General features: G+C 46.6%; 15 protein-coding genes and 2 tRNA genes. 16 read left to right on the forward strand and 1 reads right to left on the reverse strand.

Features of this window, described 5'->3' with window-relative positions:
• Positions 1–183 precede the first annotated feature (183 nt).
• Positions 184–2,052: a 1-deoxy-D-xylulose-5-phosphate synthase gene (gene dxs / locus HGH47_RS02590; RefSeq protein ID WP_432910177.1), complete on the forward strand. Its 1,869-nt coding sequence runs from the start codon at positions 184–186 to the stop codon at positions 2,050–2,052.
• A 73-nt stretch (positions 2,053–2,125) separates the two neighbouring features.
• On the opposite strand, the gene HGH47_RS02595 is transcribed toward dxs, so the two are convergent.
• Positions 2,126–3,172: an endonuclease/exonuclease/phosphatase family protein gene (locus tag HGH47_RS02595; protein ID WP_212565434.1), complete on the reverse strand. Its 1,047-nt coding sequence runs from the start codon at positions 3,170–3,172 to the stop codon at positions 2,126–2,128.
• Positions 3,173–3,328: 156 nt separating this feature from the next.
• Here HGH47_RS02595 and HGH47_RS02600 point away from each other — a divergent pair, with 156 nt between their 5' ends.
• The 15 genes from HGH47_RS02600 (at position 3,329) to rpoC (ending at position 19,385) form a co-directional block, all read left to right on the forward strand.
• Positions 3,329–4,234, forward strand: coding sequence for an RluA family pseudouridine synthase (locus HGH47_RS02600; protein ID WP_212565433.1), 906 nt, complete (start codon positions 3,329–3,331; stop codon positions 4,232–4,234).
• 81 nt (positions 4,235–4,315) lie between these two features.
• Complete coding sequence (gene queA / locus HGH47_RS02605) at positions 4,316–5,356, forward strand: tRNA preQ1(34) S-adenosylmethionine ribosyltransferase-isomerase QueA (protein WP_432910181.1); 1,041 nt, start codon at positions 4,316–4,318, stop codon at positions 5,354–5,356.
• Positions 5,357–5,519: 163 nt separating this feature from the next.
• Positions 5,520–5,993: an arginine repressor gene (locus HGH47_RS02610; protein ID WP_253675632.1), complete on the forward strand. Its 474-nt coding sequence runs from the start codon at positions 5,520–5,522 to the stop codon at positions 5,991–5,993.
• Between the two features lie 172 nt (positions 5,994–6,165).
• Positions 6,166–7,608: a hypothetical protein gene (locus HGH47_RS02615; protein WP_432910185.1), complete on the forward strand. Its 1,443-nt coding sequence runs from the start codon at positions 6,166–6,168 to the stop codon at positions 7,606–7,608.
• 267 nt (positions 7,609–7,875) lie between these two features.
• A tRNA-Thr gene (locus HGH47_RS02620) sits at positions 7,876–7,948 on the forward strand.
• 23 nt (positions 7,949–7,971) lie between these two features.
• Entirely contained in the window at positions 7,972–8,142 is a 171-nt protein-coding gene (rpmG, locus tag HGH47_RS02625; protein ID WP_016523242.1) for a 50S ribosomal protein L33, read from the forward strand.
• A gap of 40 nt (positions 8,143–8,182) precedes the next feature.
• A tRNA-Trp gene (locus tag HGH47_RS02630) sits at positions 8,183–8,255 on the forward strand.
• 21 nt (positions 8,256–8,276) lie between these two features.
• The gene (secE, locus tag HGH47_RS02635; protein ID WP_044013336.1) at positions 8,277–8,456 is read left to right on the forward strand and encodes a preprotein translocase subunit SecE; all 180 of its coding nucleotides are present in this window, start codon (positions 8,277–8,279) and stop codon (positions 8,454–8,456) included.
• Positions 8,457–8,465: 9 nt separating this feature from the next.
• Positions 8,466–9,020, forward strand: coding sequence for a transcription termination/antitermination protein NusG (nusG, locus tag HGH47_RS02640; protein WP_432910189.1), 555 nt, complete (start codon positions 8,466–8,468; stop codon positions 9,018–9,020).
• A 61-nt stretch (positions 9,021–9,081) separates the two neighbouring features.
• Positions 9,082–9,513, forward strand: a complete 432-nt coding sequence (gene rplK / locus HGH47_RS02645) for a 50S ribosomal protein L11 (RefSeq protein WP_212565428.1) — start codon at positions 9,082–9,084, stop codon at positions 9,511–9,513.
• A complete protein-coding gene (gene rplA / locus HGH47_RS02650; RefSeq protein ID WP_016523246.1) occupies positions 9,513–10,193 on the forward strand; it encodes a 50S ribosomal protein L1 in 681 nt (226 codons plus the stop codon). Before rplK ends, rplA begins: the two co-directional genes overlap by 1 nt.
• A gap of 1 nt (position 10,194) precedes the next feature.
• Complete coding sequence (gene rplJ, locus HGH47_RS02655; RefSeq protein WP_016523247.1) at positions 10,195–10,728, forward strand: 50S ribosomal protein L10; 534 nt, start codon at positions 10,195–10,197, stop codon at positions 10,726–10,728.
• A 140-nt stretch (positions 10,729–10,868) separates the two neighbouring features.
• On the forward strand, positions 10,869–11,258 hold the full coding sequence (gene rplL, locus HGH47_RS02660; RefSeq protein WP_212565426.1) for a 50S ribosomal protein L7/L12: 390 nt from the start codon (positions 10,869–10,871) through the stop codon (positions 11,256–11,258).
• 276 nt (positions 11,259–11,534) lie between these two features.
• On the forward strand, positions 11,535–15,032 hold the full coding sequence (gene rpoB, locus HGH47_RS02665; RefSeq protein ID WP_432910195.1) for a DNA-directed RNA polymerase subunit beta: 3,498 nt from the start codon (positions 11,535–11,537) through the stop codon (positions 15,030–15,032).
• A gap of 18 nt (positions 15,033–15,050) precedes the next feature.
• Entirely contained in the window at positions 15,051–19,385 is a 4,335-nt protein-coding gene (rpoC, locus tag HGH47_RS02670; protein WP_432910198.1) for a DNA-directed RNA polymerase subunit beta', read from the forward strand.
• Positions 19,386–19,429: the final 44 nt, after the last annotated feature.

A 19,429-nucleotide genomic window follows, 5' to 3' on the forward strand; every position in this document is an offset into this window, starting at 1 on the left:
AATCTTGTATCCTTCTCGATTATACCACTATACCGGTGTATAAAGCATATAAGAAGGATTTTTATTGTTTGCAAGATTATTATAGGCGTATTGTTCTATCGCTTTTATTACGGTGAGAAAGGGCTTTGTTGAGTATCTTCACAGCCCTTTTTTTATATATCCGGCAGTTCACTGAACATATACATGGATAAAAACGTACTCTTATCAATACATGACCCGAAAGACCTACAATCTCTTTCAAGAGAGGATCTACATATATTAGCGCAGGAAATGCGCAGCGTTATTCTGGAAACAGTCGGCGCAAACGGCGGGCATCTTGCCAGCAATCTTGGCGTTATAGAGTTAACTATCGCACTGCATCGAGTGTTTTCGAGTCCAAAAGACGCAATCATCTGGGATGTGGGGCATCAATCCTATCCTCATAAGCTCCTAACAGGAAGGTATGATAATTTTTCAACACTCCGCTTAAAAGACGGCCTTGCAGGGTTCCCCAAACGGGAAGAAAGTCCCCATGATGCATTCAACACAGGACATGCCTCTACCTCAATTTCAGCAGCCGAGGGAATTCTTATCGGGCGAAAGCTACAGCACCAGAGCGGAAAGGTTATCGCTGTTATCGGCGACGGGGCTTTAAGCGGAGGAATGGCCTTTGAAGCGCTCCTGAATGTTACCCCGCTTACAAAGAATCTGGTTGTTATCCTTAACGATAATAAGATGTCCATCTCTCCGAATATACGGGCGGTTTCCGAATACCTGAGCCGCTTAACCGTGCGGAAAGGATATCAGCAGTTTAAGTATATATTTGATACCGCTGTCGGCAAAATTCCGTTTTTAGGTAGGCGCATTAATTTTTTGATTCACCGGTTAAAGCGGGGCGCCAAGGGGATTTTTTACAGAAACAATCTTTTTACCGATCTCGGATTTGAGTATGTCGGGCCGCTGAACGGGCATAATGAAAAAGAGCTTGAAAAAGTATTCCGCAATGTCAAAAATATTGATGCGCCGGTACTTATTCATATTGAAACAAAGAAAGGGAAAGGCTATCCGCTCGCGGAAAATAATCCTTCCGCCTTCCACGGCATCGGACCGTTCAATATTGCCGACGGAAAAATTGAAAAGGCGAGTACAAACTCTTTTACCGAAGCATTTTCTCATATTATCATTGATGAGGCGGCAAAACGAGACGATATCGCCGCAATTACCGCTGCAATGGCACAGGGAACCGGACTTGAGCGGTTCCGGCAGCAGTTTCCCGATCGTTTTTTTGATGTCGGTATTGCCGAACAACATGCGGTAACTTTTGCCGCCGGACTTGCCGCGGCCGGTTTACGGCCTATCGCAGCTATCTACAGTACGTTTTTGCAGCGGGCAATCGACCAAATTATCCATGACGTTGCACTGCAAAAACTGCCGGTTATCTTTGCGATAGACCGTGCGGGAGCGGTTCCCTATGACGGCGAAACCCACCAAGGCCTCTACGATATCTGCTTTTTGCGCAGCATTCCCAATATGACGGTGCTCGCTCCCGCCTCGGCAGCGGAAATGCGGGCAATGTTTGAATGGGCATTACAGTTGGATACGCCTGTTGCAATACGGTACCCTAAAAATACGTGCGCAGCGGAATGTCCCGCATTTTCGTTGCCGATGGAAACCGGCCGCGGCGTGTTTACCGTAACGGCAGAACACAGCGATGTGCTGCTGGTGTGCACCGGCGGGATGTTCCCGGAAACCGTTCAGGCGGCAGAGCTGCTCGGACAAAAAGGCATATCCGCCGATATATACAATCTTCGCTTCTTAAAACCCATTGACGAAACCTTTTTCTTGGAAAAAGTCAAAAAATACCCTGCCGTACTCTTTATCGAAGACGGCGCATATATCGGCGGTGTCGGGCAGTATCTGGAAAGTTTGGTTCAAAAACGACTTTCCGGTACAAAAACGGCAGTATGCGCCTTTCCCGACACGGTCTTTATGCAAGGTTCGCGGCAGGATGTTCTTGAATGCGCCGGACTAACCGGTGAGCAGCTTGCCAAAGCCGCATCGAGGCTTTGCTGATGAAGGATGGCGAAAAAGTAACCAACTTTTGAGACATCTCCAGTGTTTCCCTAACCGAGTTTTTAAAGATGCCTTAATGTATCTCAAAGCGGAAGCCAAGCGGTAAATGGTCTGAATATCCTTCGCCGGTCAGTACATTGTACCTGACCGGTTTACCGCCCTCAACGAGCGGCGGTTCATATAGCACGAAAAACAACAGCGGTTCAATATAAGCGGTTCCGTCATCCGAGGCAGTTTTTGAATCAGCGCCACTGTCCGCGCCGCCCTCGTAGAAAATATGATCGATTTTTTCCCACGAATTTTTAAAGTAATAACTGCCGTCAGGCTGCGTGCCTGCTTCGTTCTCCGCTTTATAGTTCGATACATCCCAACATACCGGAAAATCATTCAGCTGATTAAATTCTTTAAGGGTCTGATTAAAATCTCCACATACGATAAAAGGAATGCGCGGATTTTTTTCTCTATGCTCTTGAATCTTCTTTATCAACTGAGCTTCCTGCTGAGCACGGATAGCTGCACTGTCGGAACTGCCGGTCTTTGATTTCCAATGCGCTGCAAAGACGGTTAATAACCGCGGTTTGTCGTTACTCCCCGTATTCAATACAATCTCTATCAATGCTCGCAACGCTCTCTTTTGCTCGGTATAAAGGCGATGCACAAAATAGCGTTCAATGGGATACTTACTAAGGATGATTGTGGTAAATGCCCCTTTTTCCAAACGCGGCGGGCATATTGCATAGGGATAGTTTTCCCCGCTTGGCAGCTGTTTACAAAAATCCTCAATCACACGCTCATTTTCAACCTCCTGTAAGACTACAATATCGGGTAACCGGTCTTTTTTGCCGGTCAATTTTTCTCCTGCCGCAAACAAGGTGCCTTTCAGCCGTTCGAGACGCGCTTTATACTTCTGAGCTGTCCATCGGGATTTGCTTCCTTTGTATTCTTTGAATTCGCTACCGTCTTCTACGGCATCAAAAAATGTCTGCGTGTTATAAGTAACAAGCGTAACGGGTTCCTTAAACTGCGTATCCGTAAGAGGAGTGCACCGCGTGCATTGCAGAAAGAGAATACCGGCGGTAATACAGGCAAAGAACGAAAATAACAATCGTTTGAGTTTCATGGTTTAACCTCCGCCTCTTATATAGAGCACGAGATGCAAAATGGCTAGAAATTAGACGTATCTAAATCATTTCCTTACAGAAAAAGCCGGTGGACTTTCGGTTCTTGGGTCCTCGTTCCCTGTACACGTTGTGCCTTTTGTGATTTTATTATCGATATGAATAAAATCGTTTCCCATAAATCGATCGCAGGCAATGCCTGCTTTACTGTTTTATGTTCCGGCGGAAAAGGCGGGCAGAAAGAAAGAGATAATCGTAGTATGACAACCGGAACAAAGACAGCTGGAATAAAATGCAACAAGAAATGCAAACGGGATTTCGGACGGGAGAAGATTACCATCCTGTATGAAGATGAATATCTTGCGGTGATTTACAAGCCGGACGGAATGCTTTCCGTGCCGTATCCGGGGAGCCGCGCGCAGACTGCTCTCGAAGTTCTTGAGCGGATAATGCGCAAAAAAGGAACCTATTCTCAAGCGCATAGACCGTTTGCAGTTCATCGTCTTGATCGCGAAACATCGGGAGTAATGATGTTTGCAATGACGGAAAAAGCTCAAAAAAAGATTATGGATCATTGGCAGACTCTGGTAACGGGGCGTATTTACCGTGCGGTTGCGGAAAATCCTGTGCAGGGAAATTATGCGCGGAGCTATTTCGGTGTAATGAAGAACAGCGGCACCATTAACGATGAAATTGCATACAATGCGCACAATCGAGGTTTTGTTCCGCATGATAAAGCCCGCTTTAAGATGGTAAGCGCTGTAACTCATTACAAAATAATTGAGCGCGGGACTCATTATACGCTTTTTGAATTAAGCCTTGAAACGGGAAGAAAGAATCAGATTCGGGCGCATTTGGCATCGAAAGGGTATGTTCTTGCCGGAGATGAAAATTACCGAGCAAAAACCAATCCTTTCGGGCGGCTTGCTCTCCATGCACGGACGCTTGAATTTAATCACCCATTTACAGGAGAACCGTTGAAATTTGAAATCCCCGAACCGAAAGAATGGCTTCTGTGCGTCAAGAACGGAGATAGACCCAGTGCAGTTAAACATCCAAGATAAACCGCACCGGAGATATTTCAAGCGATTGCCTTGTCACTGGTGGTGGGTTTCGGGTATAGTGCTTTCCGTTTTTGAGGCATTATGTTTACAAAAGATTTTGACTTTGACTTACCGAAAGAATTAATTGCGCAGTATCCTTCAGCCGAACGTGGGAAGGATCGACTTCTCGTGTTAAATAGACGGACGGGGACATTAACCGATGCGATGTTTTCCGACTTGCCCGATTTTCTGCCGCCCGATTGTTTAATGGTGTTTAACAACACAAAGGTGCGCCATGCCCGTTTGTATGCCCATACCGGTAGCGGTGAAACTGAATTTTTGCTGATTGAGCCGCTCGACGAAGGCTTTGTGTGGAAAACCATCGTAAAGCGTGCCAAGCGGCAGCGGGAGGGGAAGGAATACACTTTTGACGACGGCACCCGTGCCGTGCTGATTCCACCTCCTTCCCCCAATGCAGCGGAAGTCGATTGCAAATATATACGTTTTGACCGCTGCATTGATGACCGTTGGCTGGAAGCCAACGGTCATATCCCGCTGCCGCCGTATATCAAGCGCGGCGACACGAATGAAGATGCCGCGCGGTACCAGACGGTATACGCACAGAACACCGGTTCGGTCGCTGCACCAACCGCCGGTCTCCATTTTACGGAGCCGATTTTACAGGAACTGGATAAGCGGCATATTGCACGAACCGCTGTAACGCTGCACGTCGGCCTCGGTACATTTTTACCGGTGCGGACTGAAGTAGTCGAAGAACACACAATGCACTCCGAAAAATTCTTTATTTCCGACGAAACGGCGGAGGCAGTGGAAGCGGCTCACCGGAGCGGCAAAACCATCCTTGCTGTAGGCACCACTTCGGTGCGGACGCTCGAATCCGCATGGAAATCCGATACGCAGCGGCTGAGCCGCGGGATGCAGGCAACGAATATATTTATCTATCCCGGCTTTCGGTTTGGGCTCACCGGAGCGCTGCTTACCAACTTCCATACGCCGCAGTCGAGCCTCGTTATGCTGGTATCCGCATTTGCCGGCCGCGACAACATCTTTGCTGCTTATCGCCATGCAATAGAAAAAAAATATCGCTTTTTTTCTTACGGCGATGCCATGCTCATTCTTTAAGAACCGTGGTAATCGACTAGGGCATCCGCATTAGCAATATTTTAAGCGGTTGCCTGTCTTCTGCGCGGAATTTTATGCAAGATTATGCATATTTTTGTCTATATTTTTTATTTTTATTGACTTTTTTGAATATTTATGCACTATTACTCCATAGGTGACATAAGTGAAACAGCGGCTAACAAGATTAAAAACAATCAGAAAATTGATAAAATCATACCCGATTGAATCACAGGAAATGCTGCTCGGCTATTTGGATCGCGAGGGGTTTTCCGTTACTCAAGCAACCTTGTCGCGCGACTTAAAAATGCTCAAGGTGAGCAAGGTTTCCAACGGAAAGGGTGATTATGTCTATACGGTACCGAGTGAAGACCATCCTCGTGAAACCGAGCAGGCGGGCATCCAAGATTTTTTACGCGGGTATATTTCTATAGATTATTCGGGAAATATGGCGGTTATCAAAACGTACTCAGGGCATACCGAGCTTATTTCGATGGCGCTTGAAAATATGGGGTTTGAATCCGTTCTCGGTATTATTGCAGGCCGTGATAATTGCGTATTTATTTGTTTGAGGGAAGGAGTAAGCGGCGAGCAGTTTCTGCGTGAACTGAAAGATCGGATTCCCGAATTGGAAGACTGAAGGATGCGCCGAAAAACTTCATTGACTTTAAGTACCTTCGATGGTGTTTTAAGATATAATACGGAAATGCCGATACCATAGAAGTATGAAAAGCGTTCATTTTAGGATACCTTCTTATCTGATAGGGAGTATTCTCATATTCATAAGTATAGCGGCTGCTTTTGGAGCTGATGTGTCCTCACCGAATTCCCCGGCAGTAAAACAAGATGCCGAGAGCAAAGAATCCGTTATTACGGTAGAAACGGTAGCCGGTGAAAATCCGAAAACCATACATCTTTATCCGTTTGATCAAATACCGGATTCCGCTGAAATTAGAGAAGCGATTGCTGCCTCATGGTTTTCTGCGCCGATTGAAAAAGTTATCAAAAAGGCGCCCGAATTGCATACGGATTCAAAAGGAAATACGTTTACGGTATCGGGAAAGTATGCGGAAGACAGTAAGAATGTATATATCATTTCTATTATTCCTAATCTTACCGATTACAGTTTGCCGGAGCACAATCTCGTGCCGCAAGGTACGTGGATGCTGTACCGAAGGGCTGATACCGGCGCTCCATTGTCGATTAAAATATATCCGCGTGAAAATCCTGCCCTTTCGGTTTCTCTCCGTCCTGCAAGCCAAAAGGCTTATAGCGGGAAGTCGTTTATCGATATATGTCTTTTTAATGCTTATATGCGGAAAGACATCGCTATAGGCGTTCCTTTTGAAACACTCTATCATATTTCGCTTTTACGGTTGAAAGCATTAAGTCAGTCAATCATTCCATGGGATTTGTTTAATCCGCCGCGTGATAACAGCCCCGTTAAATCGATGTCGCGCATAGTTGAAAATCTCCGGTATCGGTTGGTACGGGTGAAAGACGGTTGCTTTGACCATGACGGAAAGCCGGTGCATATCAGTAATTCCCAGCCGCAAACGGAATTGGAAATAACAGCTGCGATGAATATCGACCAAATCCGCTCTGAAGTAATTGGCGGTGTTGATTCGGCCGGTTTTGCAAAGTGGGTTATCGATGGGATTATTCGTCCTATTGCAGGGCAGGGGACGGTTGTTGAAGCGTTAAAACGCGAGACCGATGCGCCTAAAACTCATTTTACAAGGCCGTATCTGGATACCGAGAATATCTTTTTCGGATTGGATTGGATACGGAATCTCGGCGCCGCTGCTTTAAGCTTAAATTTGAAGCGCACTGTTTATCCCGACTCTTCCGGTTTGGATGTAGATAGCTGTCCTTTTGCGCTTACCGGAGCGGCAATTCCGGTAAGTACGAGTGCAAAAACGGGATCGGTAAAACAACCTGCTTTTTTGGGGTATCAACGATATGCAGGATATCAAACATCGTATCTTTTACCGCTTTTATATTATTTTGCCATCGTCGAACCTGATCACTTTTATCTTGCATGTATCAGCACGGTGTCTTCGGCTACAGAGCTGAGAACGTATGAGCGGATAGCCGTATTCTTTCCGTATTTTGACGGTTTTGGAGCATTCCATCTTGACATATATGAGGACGGCGAGCTGATACCGGTTGATGAGTTTATTGAAAAAAACAAAGATGCTTATACAGCGATGGTACGGGTACGCGCCCCTGAGAAAGGCCTCTTTAATCCGTGAAGTTATTGAGACCTCATGCCCGCTGATTGAATTTTTCTTCAAAATTTCAATCAGTTTCTTAAAAGAAGGAAAAATGCATCAGAGAATTATAGCACAAATTCCGCAAAAAAAGAGACTGGACAACCATTTGAGCCGTGTTGCGGCGAAACTCTGGTTGGGCAGTCTCTTTTTTTGCGGGGGGGGGGGGGTATTCAAAAAAATATCTGATGCATTTTTCCTGAGTCCTTGACACTTTCTTATTCTTCTGGTATTCTCAAGCGTCATTCTGCTTCTGTAGCTCAGTCGGCAGAGCACAACCATGGTAAGGTTGGGGTCAGCGGTTCGATTCCGCTCGGAAGCTTTTTGTTTTATAGGAGGTTTGTGATGGCTAAGAAAACATCTGTTGAGCTTATCGCATTACAATGTACTGAATGTAAGCGGAAGAACTACACAACCGCAAAAAATCGGAAAAATATTCAGGGTAAGCTTGAGTTAAGTAAATATTGTCCGTTTGATCGTAAGCATACCGTACATAAAGAAACAAAAGTTAAATAAGTATTTGAAGTCCGACCGATGGCCTGCGGCTTTTAAATAGAGGTCAGTAGCTCCAATGGTAGAGCGTCGGTCTCCAAAACCGAATGTTGAGGGTTCGAGTCCTTCCTGGCCTGTTTCATAAATAAGGGGTAGATATGTCAAAAATAATTACTTTTGGAAAAGAGTGTGTTGCTGAGCTGCGCAAGGTGGTTTGGCCTACTCGTGATGATGTCGTTTCTGCTGTGAAGGTTGTTATTGTTTCTACCATTCTTGTTGCTGTTTTTCTTGGTATTGTTGATACGTTTTTTGTTGCTTGCCTTGGCTGGTTCTTTTAAGGAACGGTTATGGCAAAAGAATGGTATATTCTACATATCTTTTCGGGCTATGAAAAGAGAGTGGAGCGTGCAATACGTCTATTAATGGAAAGTGGTGAGATTCCTGCGGGAGTTATCTCTGAAATTAAAATTCCCGAAGAGGAATTGACTGAGGTAAAAGACGGTAAAAAGCGGGTTGTTCGCCGAAAATTCCTGCCCGGTTATATCCTTATTGAAATGGACTTGCCTGCCGTAAACTGGAAAGGGGTGTGTGCTCCGATTAGAAGAATACATGGTGTTACCGGATTTTTGGGTGTTGTCGGCGATGCTCGGCCTCAGGCTATTTCGGCTGATGAGGCAAAAAGTGTTTTGCAGAAGTCAGGGGAGATTAAGGGCGAAAGAGCTCGATCCGTGCAGATGTTTACGCCCGGTCAACAGGTTAAAATTATAGAAGGGCCTTTTGATACCTTTACCGGCACTGTAGAAGAGGTTATGGCAGATCGCAATAAACTGCGAGTGATGGTTGCTATATTCGGTAGGACAACCCCTGTTGAAGTTGATATGCTTCAGGTTGAGTTGATTTAGTGTTTTAGTTTTTTATTTATGGGAGGGAATGTTTTCCCGTTAGTACCAGAAGGAGATGGTTATGGCAAAGAAAAAGGTTACTGCGGTTATTAAATTGCAGTGTCCTGCCGGAAAGGCAACGCCTGCTCCGCCTGTAGGTCCTGCGCTTGGGCCGCATGGTGTAAGCGCACCTCAGTTTGTGCAGCAATTTAACGACCGCACAAAATCGATGGAGCCGGGCTTGGTTGTTCCTGTTGTTATTACGGTCTATTCGGATAAAAGCTTTACTTTTATCTTGAAAACTCCGCCTGCTGCGGTTTTAATCAGAAAGGCATGTAATATCCAAAAAGGTTCTGCAAATTCGATAAGTCAGAAGGTTGCAACTTTGTCAAAAGCAAAGCTTGAAGAAATTGCTAAGATGAAGATGCCGGACATTACTGCAAATGATTTGGAGGCTGCAAAGAAAATTATTGCGGGAACTGCACGAAGTATGGGTGTGGAGGTAGAGCGCTAATGAAACACGGAAAAAATTACCGCAATGCGTTAAAAAAATACGATAATGCTGCTCTTTTCTCTGTTCCCAAAGCTGTAGAATTGGTGAAAGAGCTGAAGTTTGCAAAATTCGATGAAACGGTCGAAGTTCATGTCAGTCTGAAACTGGGTAAGAATCAGAGCGTTCGTGATACTGTTGTTTTGCCACATCAATTTAGAGGCGAGAAGCGTGTGTTGGTGTTCTGTAAAGAAGACCGTGTGAAAGAAGCTTTGGATGCCGGAGCTACGTATGCCGGTGCTGCCGATTATATCGAAAAAATTAAGGGTGGTTGGCTTGATTTTGATATCGCTGTTGCTACCCCTGATATGATGAAAGATGTCGGGCGGCTTGGTATGGTGCTTGGTCGGAAAGGGTTGATGCCTAATCCTAAAACCGGAACGGTTACTGCTGATATTGGCGCTGCTATCAATGAGCTTAAAAAAGGCCGTGTTGAATTCCGTGCCGATAAAACCGGCGTTGTTCATCTTGCAATCGGTAAAGTTTCGATGGATACGGATAAAATCGCCGAAAACATTACGATCCTTTTGACTGAAATCGGACGAAAAAAGCCTGCCGATGCGAAGGCTGATTTTATCCAATCGGTTTCTGTCAGCTCTACGATGGGGCCGGGTGTCTGGGTAGATTATAAGGTAGGAGAATAAGATGGCACTGCGAGCACATAAACCGCAGCCTGCAAAAACGGCTGCTATCGAAAATATTACGAATGAGTTAAAAGCTGCTTCGTCTTTTATTTTTACAGAATACCGCGGGTTGTCTGTCGAGCAGATTACACAGCTGCGCGCAAAGCTCCGCGAAAATAATTGTACCTACAAAGTCGTACGCAATAATTTTGCACGCATCGCTTTTGACTCCGTGAATTTGGATGTTAAAGACTATTTAGTCGGTCCTACTGCAGTTGCTATGATGAGCGAAGATGCAAACGCTGCTGCAAAAACGTTGTTTGAATTTGCAAAAGAAACTCCTGCACTGGTGGTAAAAGGTGCTGTGGTTGACGGGGAATTCTATGATGCTGCAAAAATCGAAGCATTCTCTAAATTGCCCGGCAAAAAAGAACTTATTGCAATGTTTATGTCTACGGTCAATGCAACGACCGCAAAGTTTGTGCGTACTCTTCAAGCTATTGTTGATAAAGAAGGTGGCGCTTCCGACGCTGCACCTGCATCGACTGAAGCATAATTGGGTAGCTCTAAAACTTTGTTAGATTTTTAGAGTTCCCAATTCCAAATGCGGTAGTCAGGCTTCACGCGCTGTCTTCCTGTCTACCGTTACTGCGGCTTGTATGAGCTGTGAAATTTTAATTTATAGGAGAAGATAATATGGCGGCATTAACAAATGAACAAATTATTGAGGCAATCAAAGAGAAGACTATTCTCGAGCTTTCCGAATTGATTAAGTCGATGGAAGAAGTATTCGGTGTAACAGCGGCGGCTCCCGTTGCAGTTGTTGCCGGCGGCGCTGCAGGCGGTGCAGCAGCAGCTGAAGAGCAGACTGAATTTACCGTAACGCTTAAAGGTCTGACAGACCCCAGCAAGAAAATCGGCGTAATCAAAGAGGTTAGAAACGTTGTTGCAGGGCTTGGTCTTAAAGAAGCAAAAGAACTCGTAGAAGGCGCTCCGAAAGTATTGAAGGAGAATGTTTCTAAAGAAGAAGCTGAAAAGATTAAAGAGGCAATGACAGCTGCCGGTGCAGAGATTACGATTGCTTAATTTTTTTGATATAAGCCGGCTGTGTAGTGCAGTCGGCTATTGTTTGATTCTATGATTTTTTTCTCAAACGCTATGTGGAGCTTCCTCGTCAATAGGGGAGGCTTTTGTAGTTTAAACAGGTAAAAAATACGGTAATAAAAATAACGAACTATTAAAAAATCTGTTTAAAAAATGGGTAGATTGTAAGATAAATTATATGCTGTGCAGTATGGCGTGCTTATTTTAAGTTTTTATAGAGACGCGAAGCTGCTTGGGCGAGAGAAGGGGGAAGACGGGATGCCTGTGCGGAAAACGGTTAATCGCCAATATATCGGAAAAAATATCCAAAATTTTATGGAGCTGCCTAATTTAATTGATATTCAGCTCGCATCTTATGAAAAATTTTTATGCCGCGGAACACACCGGAGCGGAAATACTTCGGAGGAAGTCGGTTTGGAGGATGTGTTTCGGACGACCTTCCCAATCGAAAGCCCAAACGGCGATATGACGCTGGAATATCAATCATATACACTTGATGAAAATGACATTAAATTCAGCGAATATGAGTGCAAGCAGAAGGGGTTGACCTATGCCATCCCGTTAAAGGCTCAGATAGACTTGGTATTTAATCAAACCGGTGAAATCCGCCGCAAGAGTATCTATATGGGCGATATTCCCTTGATGACTGAGCGGGGTACCTTTATCATCAACGGTGCCGAGCGTGTTGTCGTATCTCAAATACACCGCTCCCCGGGCGTTATCTTTTCTCACGACAAAGGTGTTTATTCAAGCCGTATTATTCCCTATCGTGGCAGCTGGCTTGAATTTGAAATCGATCAGAAAAAAGATCTGATTTATGCAAAGCTCGATAAGAAAAAGCGTATCTTAGGAACCCTGTTTTTGCGGGCGTTGGGCTATGAAAGCCGTGAACAGATTATCGACTTTTTTTATAAAACCGAAGTCTTACCGGTTGCCGAAGGAACAGCGGAATACGATAAACTGGTAGGCCGTGTGTTTGCCAAGCGGATAACCGTAGCAGATGAATCCGGGGAACGGACGCTCTATCAAGCCGGTGAAAAGATTCATCCGCACGTTGTTGATGAATTGCAGCAAAATCATATTACTGAAATTACCGTTATCGATTTTAAAAAAGAGGGCAGTCTTGATTCTCCTGTAATTATCAACTGTTTTGAACGGGAGGAAATCCGCTTTGCCGATGCTGCAAAGGGGCAAGAGCCTACAAAGGAAGAGGCGCTGTCTGTCGTTTACGCCGCTTTAAAGCCCGGTGATCCTATGACGGTAGAGGCTGCCGAAAAAGATTTAACTTCGATGTTTTTCTCTCCCCGCCGGTATGATCTCGGACGTGTTGGGCGGTATAAACTCAATAAAAAATTTGATTACGAGCATCCCGTTGAAGAATGTACGCTTATCCTCGACGATATCGTAAATACGATGAAATACCTTATTCAGGTTTACATTGGAGATGCTTCAATCGATGATATTGACCATCTCGGAAACAGACGTGTTCGCTCAGTCGGCGAGCTGATGACCAATACGCTCAAAACCGCGTTTCTCCGTATGGAGCGGATTGCGCGCGAGCGGATGGGTTCAAAAGAAATTGAAACGATTAAGCCGCAAGAGCTTATTTCCATAAAGCCTATTGTCGCAACCATCAAAGAATTTTTCGGGGCAAGTCAGCTTTCGCAGTTTATGGATCAGGTCAATCCACTCGCGGAGCTTACCCATAAGCGCCGTCTAAACGCATTAGGTCCCGGCGGTCTTTCCCGTGACCGTGCCGGTTTTGAAGTCCGCGACGTTCACTACACTCATTACGGTCGGATGTGCCCGATTGAAACGCCGGAAGGTCCGAATATCGGTCTTATCGTGTCGATGGCAAGTTATGCGCATGTCAACGACTACGGCTTTTTGGAAGCGCCGTATGTCAAGGTCGTGAACGGTGTTGCAACCCGTGAGGTTGAATACCTTTCGGCGATGGACGAAGATAAATATTACATTGCACAGGTGTCCACTGCAGTGCAGAGCGACGGCACGATTACGGCGGAACAAATTGCATGTCGCCATCAGGGAGACTACACGACGCGCAGTTCCAAAGAAGTACAGTATATGGACGTGTCGCCCAAGCAGATTATCTCCGTCTCCGCGTCGCTCATTCCATTCCTTGAGCATGACGATGCAAACCGTGCGCTCATGGGGTCAAACATGCAGCGGCAGGGTGTACCGCTCGTATTCCCCGAACCGCCTCGTGTCGGTACCGGTATGGAAGGCAAGTGTGCGTATGATTCGGGGGTGTTAGTCAAAGCAAAGCGGAGCGGTACGGTTACGTTCGTTTCCTCCGAGAAGATTTCCATCGAATCCGATGCGTCGGAAGAAAACGAGGCAAAAGTACGCGACTATACGCTGCTGAAATATCAGCGTACCAATCAGGATACCTGTTACCATCAACGGCCGATTGTTGCCGTCGGACAGCATGTAGAAGTCGGGGATGTCATTGCCGACGGGCCTGCAACCTATCAAGGGGAGCTTGCACTCGGCCGCAATATTCTGGTCGGCTTTGTGCCGTGGAACGGGTATAACTACGAAGACGCTATTTTGATTTCCCGTCGCGTGCTGAAAGACGATATGTTTACGTCGGTGCATATTAAAGAGTTTACGACGGAAGTCCGTGAAACCAAACTCGGTTCGGAGCGGATTACCGGCGATATTCCCAATAAATCGGAAAAAAGCCTCGATAACCTTGATGCGGAAGGTATTATCCGCATCGGTGCGCAAGTCCGCTCCGGCGATATATTGATCGGAAAGATTACGCCTAAAAACGAGTCGGAGACGACGCCGGAATTTAAGCTGCTCAACTCAATATTCGGTGAGAAGGCAAAGGATGTTCGCGATTCATCGCTGCGCGTACCGCACGGCGTTGAAGGCACAGTTATCGATGTACAGCGATTGAAGCGCTCACAGGGTGATGATCTTAATCCGGGTGTTGACGAATTTATCAAGGTTCTCATCGCGACAAAACGCAAGTTGCGCGAGGGCGATAAGATGGCAGGCCGCCACGGAAACAAGGGTATTGTTGCCCGCATTTTACCGGAAGAAGATATGCCGTATATGGAAGACGGTACTCCGCTCGATATCTGCTTAAATCCGCTCGGTGTTCCTTCTCGTATGAATATCGGTCAGATTTTGGAGTCGGAACTCGGACTCGCGGGCTTGCGCCTTGACGAATGGTACGAAGCGCCCGTATTCCAGTCGCCGACCAATGAGCAAATCGAAAAGAAACTGGTGGAAGCGGGTATCCCCGCCAACTCAAAGGTGAAGCTGCGCGACGGACGAACCGGTATGCCCTTCCAAAACGACGTATTTGTCGGGGTTATCTACTTTATGAAGCTGGCGCACCTTGTTGACGATAAGATGCACGCCCGTTCAACCGGTCCGTATTCTCTGGTAACTCAGCAGCCGCTCGGCGGTAAGGCCCAGTTCGGCGGTCAGCGCTTGGGAGAAATGGAAGTGTGGGCGCTCGAAGCTTACGGTGCAGCTAATACGCTGCAGGAGCTTTTAACTATTAAGTCGGACGATATGCACGGACGTTCCAAAATATATGAATCCATCGTAAAGGGACAGGCTGCGACCGCTGCCGGAATCCCCGAATCGTTTAACGTATTGGTACAGGAATTGCGCGGTTTGGCGCTGGACTTCACGATTTACGATGAAAAAGGAAAGCAAATCCCGCTGACTGAGCGTGATGAAGAATTGATTACCGAAAACAGCTCCAAGTTTTAATTGAGATAAGGATGGGCTATGAGAGATATACAAGATTTCGACAATATTATGATTAAATTAGCTTCGCCCGAAGCGATCCGTGCGTGGTCGTACGGCGAAGTGAAGAAACCCGAAACGATTAACTACCGTACCCTGCGGCCGGAGCGGGACGGGCTTTTCTGCGAGCGTATTTTCGGAACTACAAAAGAGTGGGAATGCTATTGCGGTAAGTTTAAATCAATCCGCTACAAGGGTGTTATTTGCGACCGTTGCGGTGTCGAAGTTACTCACTTTAAGGTACGCCGCGAGCGTATGGGACATATCGAATTAGCGGCTCCCGTTTCTCATATCTGGTACTATCGCTCGGTACCGAGCCGGATGGGACTTTTGCTGGACTTGCCGGTTGCGGCGCTCCGTTCGGTACTGTACTACGAAAAGTACATTGTTATTGAGCCGGGTGGAACCGATTTAAAGAAAAATCAGCTGTTGAGCGAAGATGAATACCGCGATGCTCAGGAGCGGTACGGCGGAGCCTTTACTGCAAATATGGGTGCGGAAGCCGTTAAAACCTTATTGAGCAATTTAAATCTGGATGAGCTTGCCGCTCAGCTCAGAATGAAGATGATCGAAAAGGGCGCAAAAAGCGATAAGCGGCTTTTAAAGCGTATCGAGATTGTCGAACATTTTAGAACGTCAAACAATAAGCCCGAATGGATGATCCTCGACGTTATTCCGGTTATTCCGCCCGATTTGCGCCCGATGGTGCAGTTGGACGGTGGACGCTTTGCGACTTCGGATTTAAACGATTTATATCGCCGCGTTATTCACCGGAATAGCCGTTTGACCCGTTTGATGAGCCTTAAAGCGCCCGATATCATTATCCGCAACGAAAAGCGGATGCTGCAAGAAGCGGTGGATGCTCTGTTCGACAATTCGAAGCGGAAGCGCGTTATTAAGGGTTCTTCAAATCGCCCGCTTAAATCCATCTCCGATATGCTCAAAGGCAAGCAAGGACGCTTCCGTCAGAACCTGCTTGGTAAGCGCGTTGACTATTCGGGACGTTCGGTTATCGTTGTCGGTCCTGAACTGAAACTGTGGCAGTGCGGCTTGCCTACCAAGATGGCGATGGAACTTTTCAAGCCGTTCATTATGAAAAAGCTCGTTCAAAAAGAAATTGTTTCCAATATCAAGAAAGCGAAAATCATGGTTGAGCAGGAGGCCGCTCCGGTTTTTGCCGTTCTCGACGAGGTCATCAGCGAGCATCCCGTTATGCTGAACCGTGCGCCGACGCTGCACCGTCTTGGTATTCAGGCTTTTGAGCCGGTTCTTGTCGAAGGTAAAGCCATCAAGTTGCATCCGCTTGTTTGTAAACCGTTCAATGCGGACTTTGACGGCGACCAAATGGCTATCCACGTACCGCTTACACAAGCGGCGCAGATGGAATGTTGGACGCTGATGCTTTCGAGCAGAAACTTACTCGACCCTGCAAACGGAAAGACAATCGTATATCCGTCGCAGGATATGGTTCTCGGGTTGTACTATTTAACCAAGCAGCGTTCGTTAAAGGAAGGACAGCATGTCCGCCGGTATTCTTCGGTTTCCGAGGTTATGATGGCCGCAGAGGCAGGTTCTATCGGTTGGCAGGAACTTATCAAGATTAACTATCGCGGCGAAGAAGTGGAAACAACACCCGGACGGATCGTTTTTAATGAAGAGATGCCCGAAGGCGTTCCGTTTGTCAATACCGCTTTGGATGATAAGCAAATCCGCAAGCTGATCGAAACTGTGTACCGCACAAAAGGAACATGGATTACCGTTCAGATGCTGGATAAGCTTAAATCCGTCGGTTATTACTATGCGACTTTCTTCGGCGCAACCTTGAGTATGGACGATATCATTATCCCTCAGGAAAAATCGACTATGCTCGAAAAAGCAAACAACGAAGTTCTTTCTATATATAATCAGTACCGTGGCGGCCATATCACGCAGGAAGAGCGGTATAACAGGGTCGTCGAGGTGTGGTCAAAGACAAACGAAGAGTTGACCACGATAATGATGGATACGCTCGCGAAAGATCAGGACGGCTTTAACACGATTTATATGATGGCTACCTCCGGTGCGCGAGGAAGCCGAAACCAGATACGTCAGCTTGCCGGTATGCGAGGTCTTATGGCTAAACCGAGCGGCGATATTATCGAATTGCCCATCCGTTCAAACTTCAAAGAAGGTTTGAATGTTATTGAATTCTTTATTTCTACGAACGGAGCCCGCAAGGGACTTGCCGATACCGCGTTGAAGACTGCAGACGCCGGTTATCTGACGCGCCGTCTGGTCGATATTGCGCAGGATGTTGTTGTCAATGAAGAAGACTGTGGTACCATCAACGGTATTGAATACTCGGCGGTAAAATCCGGAGATGAGGTTATTGAATCTTTAAGCGAACGGATTGTCGGTAAGTATACGCTCGAGCGGGTAGAGCACCCGATTTCGCATGAACTCTTAATCGATGTAAACGAATATATCACCGATGAGATTGCAGCGAAGATTGAAGAGGCGGGCGTACAGACCGTTAAGCTCCGCACGGTATTAACCTGCGAGTCCAAACACGGCGTTTGCGTGAAGTGCTACGGCCGCAACCTTGCCCGCAATAAGATTGTTGAAATCGGTGAAGCGGTCGGTATTATTGCGGCACAGTCTATCGGTCAGCCGGGTACTCAGTTGACGATGCGTACCTTCCATGTTGGAGGTACGGCAAGCAGCACAACCGAAGAGAATCATATCACCTTTAAATACCCCGTCATCATCAAAGATATTTTGGGTACATCAATCTCACTTGATGACGGTAATCTGCTGTTTACCCGCCGCGGCACGCTTCTGTTTGAAAAAGTTCTTGAGGAGTATAGGCTTGCGGCAGGGGATTCCGTTGCGGTGGAAACGGGCGTTCGTGTTCTGCGTGACGATGTGCTGTATACCGCTGCGGATGGTACGGTTGTGAAGAGTCCGATGAGCGCTTTTGCCTATTTGAACGGTTCGACACTGTATTTGACGGCTTCCGAACAAAAAACCGAAATCAGAAACGGTTCGACGGTTGTTGTCAAAAAAGGTGATTACGTACCGGCCAGCTCGGTTATTGCAACCTTCGATCCGTATAATGAACCGATCCTTGCGGAGCAAGATGGGTTTGTCCGGTTTGAGGATATTATCCCCGGTTCAACCCTCGAAGAAGATGTGAACGATGAAACCGGCGTGGTTGAGCGCCATATTTCCGAGTTGAAATCGGATATGACTTTGCAGCCCCGTGTCTTTATCTCGGATGAATCCGGTAATGCGCTCGGCTTCTATTATCTGCCGGACGGCGCTCAGCTGATGGTAGAAGAAGATACGCAGATTAAGGCCGGTACTGTTATCGCAAAACTTGCAAAAGCTGCTGCGAGAACGCAGGATATTACCGGTGGTCTTCCCCGTGTTTCGGAACTGTTTGAAGCTCGCCGTCCGAAAGCTCCTGCTGTACTTGCTCAGGTCGCCGGTACCGTTTCGTTTAAAGGCTTGCTGAAAGGTAAGCGGATTGTTATCGTGAAGGATCATTACGGCAAGGATTATAAACACTTGGTTCCGATGTCCAAGCGATTGCTTGTCCGAGACGGCGATACGGTTGAAGCAGGTGAACGGCTGTGCGACGGTAACCTCGATCCGCATGATATTCTTGCAATTTTGGGTGAAAATGCGCTTCAGAATTATTTGATGAATGAAATCCGTGATGTCTATCGGATGCAGGGCGTTTCCATCAACGATAAGCATATCGGTGTTATCGTTCGCCAGATGCTGCGGAAAATTGAGGTTATGTCTGTCGGCGATACCCGCTTTATCTACGGTCAGCAGGTTGACAAGTATCAGTTCCATGCGGAGAACAAGCGCGTTACTGCGGAAGGCGGTCAACCTGCTGTCGCTCGTCCGATGTTCCAAGGTATCACCAAGGCTGCATTGAATATCGATTCGTTCATTTCGGCGGCTTCCTTCCAAGAAACGACGAAGGTCTTGACGAACGCTGCGATTGCCGGTAAAACCGACGAGCTGCGCGGCTTAAAGGAAAACGTTATTATCGGACATCTTATCCCTGCCGGTACCGGTATGCCGCAGTATCGATCGGTTAAGCTCTTCGATAAGAACATGAGCGACTTGGATGAGCAGGTCAACGAAATACTCGAACGGCGCAGACGCGAATTGGAAGAAGCGGAAGCTGCCGAAGCTCAAGCGGAGATGGATGAAGAAGACTTTGATACGGATGACGAGCTCGGCTACGAGAATACGGAGTCCGCCGAAACTTCTTATGATGAAACTTCTCTTGACGAACCTACAGGAGATTTTGAGGATTGACAGACTGTATATAGTACACTAGAATAGTGCGTCTGTATGTTCAG

This window comes from Treponema sp. OMZ 805 (assembly GCF_050937395.1).
In the GTDB taxonomy this organism is placed as follows: domain Bacteria; phylum Spirochaetota; class Spirochaetia; order Treponematales; family Treponemataceae; genus Treponema.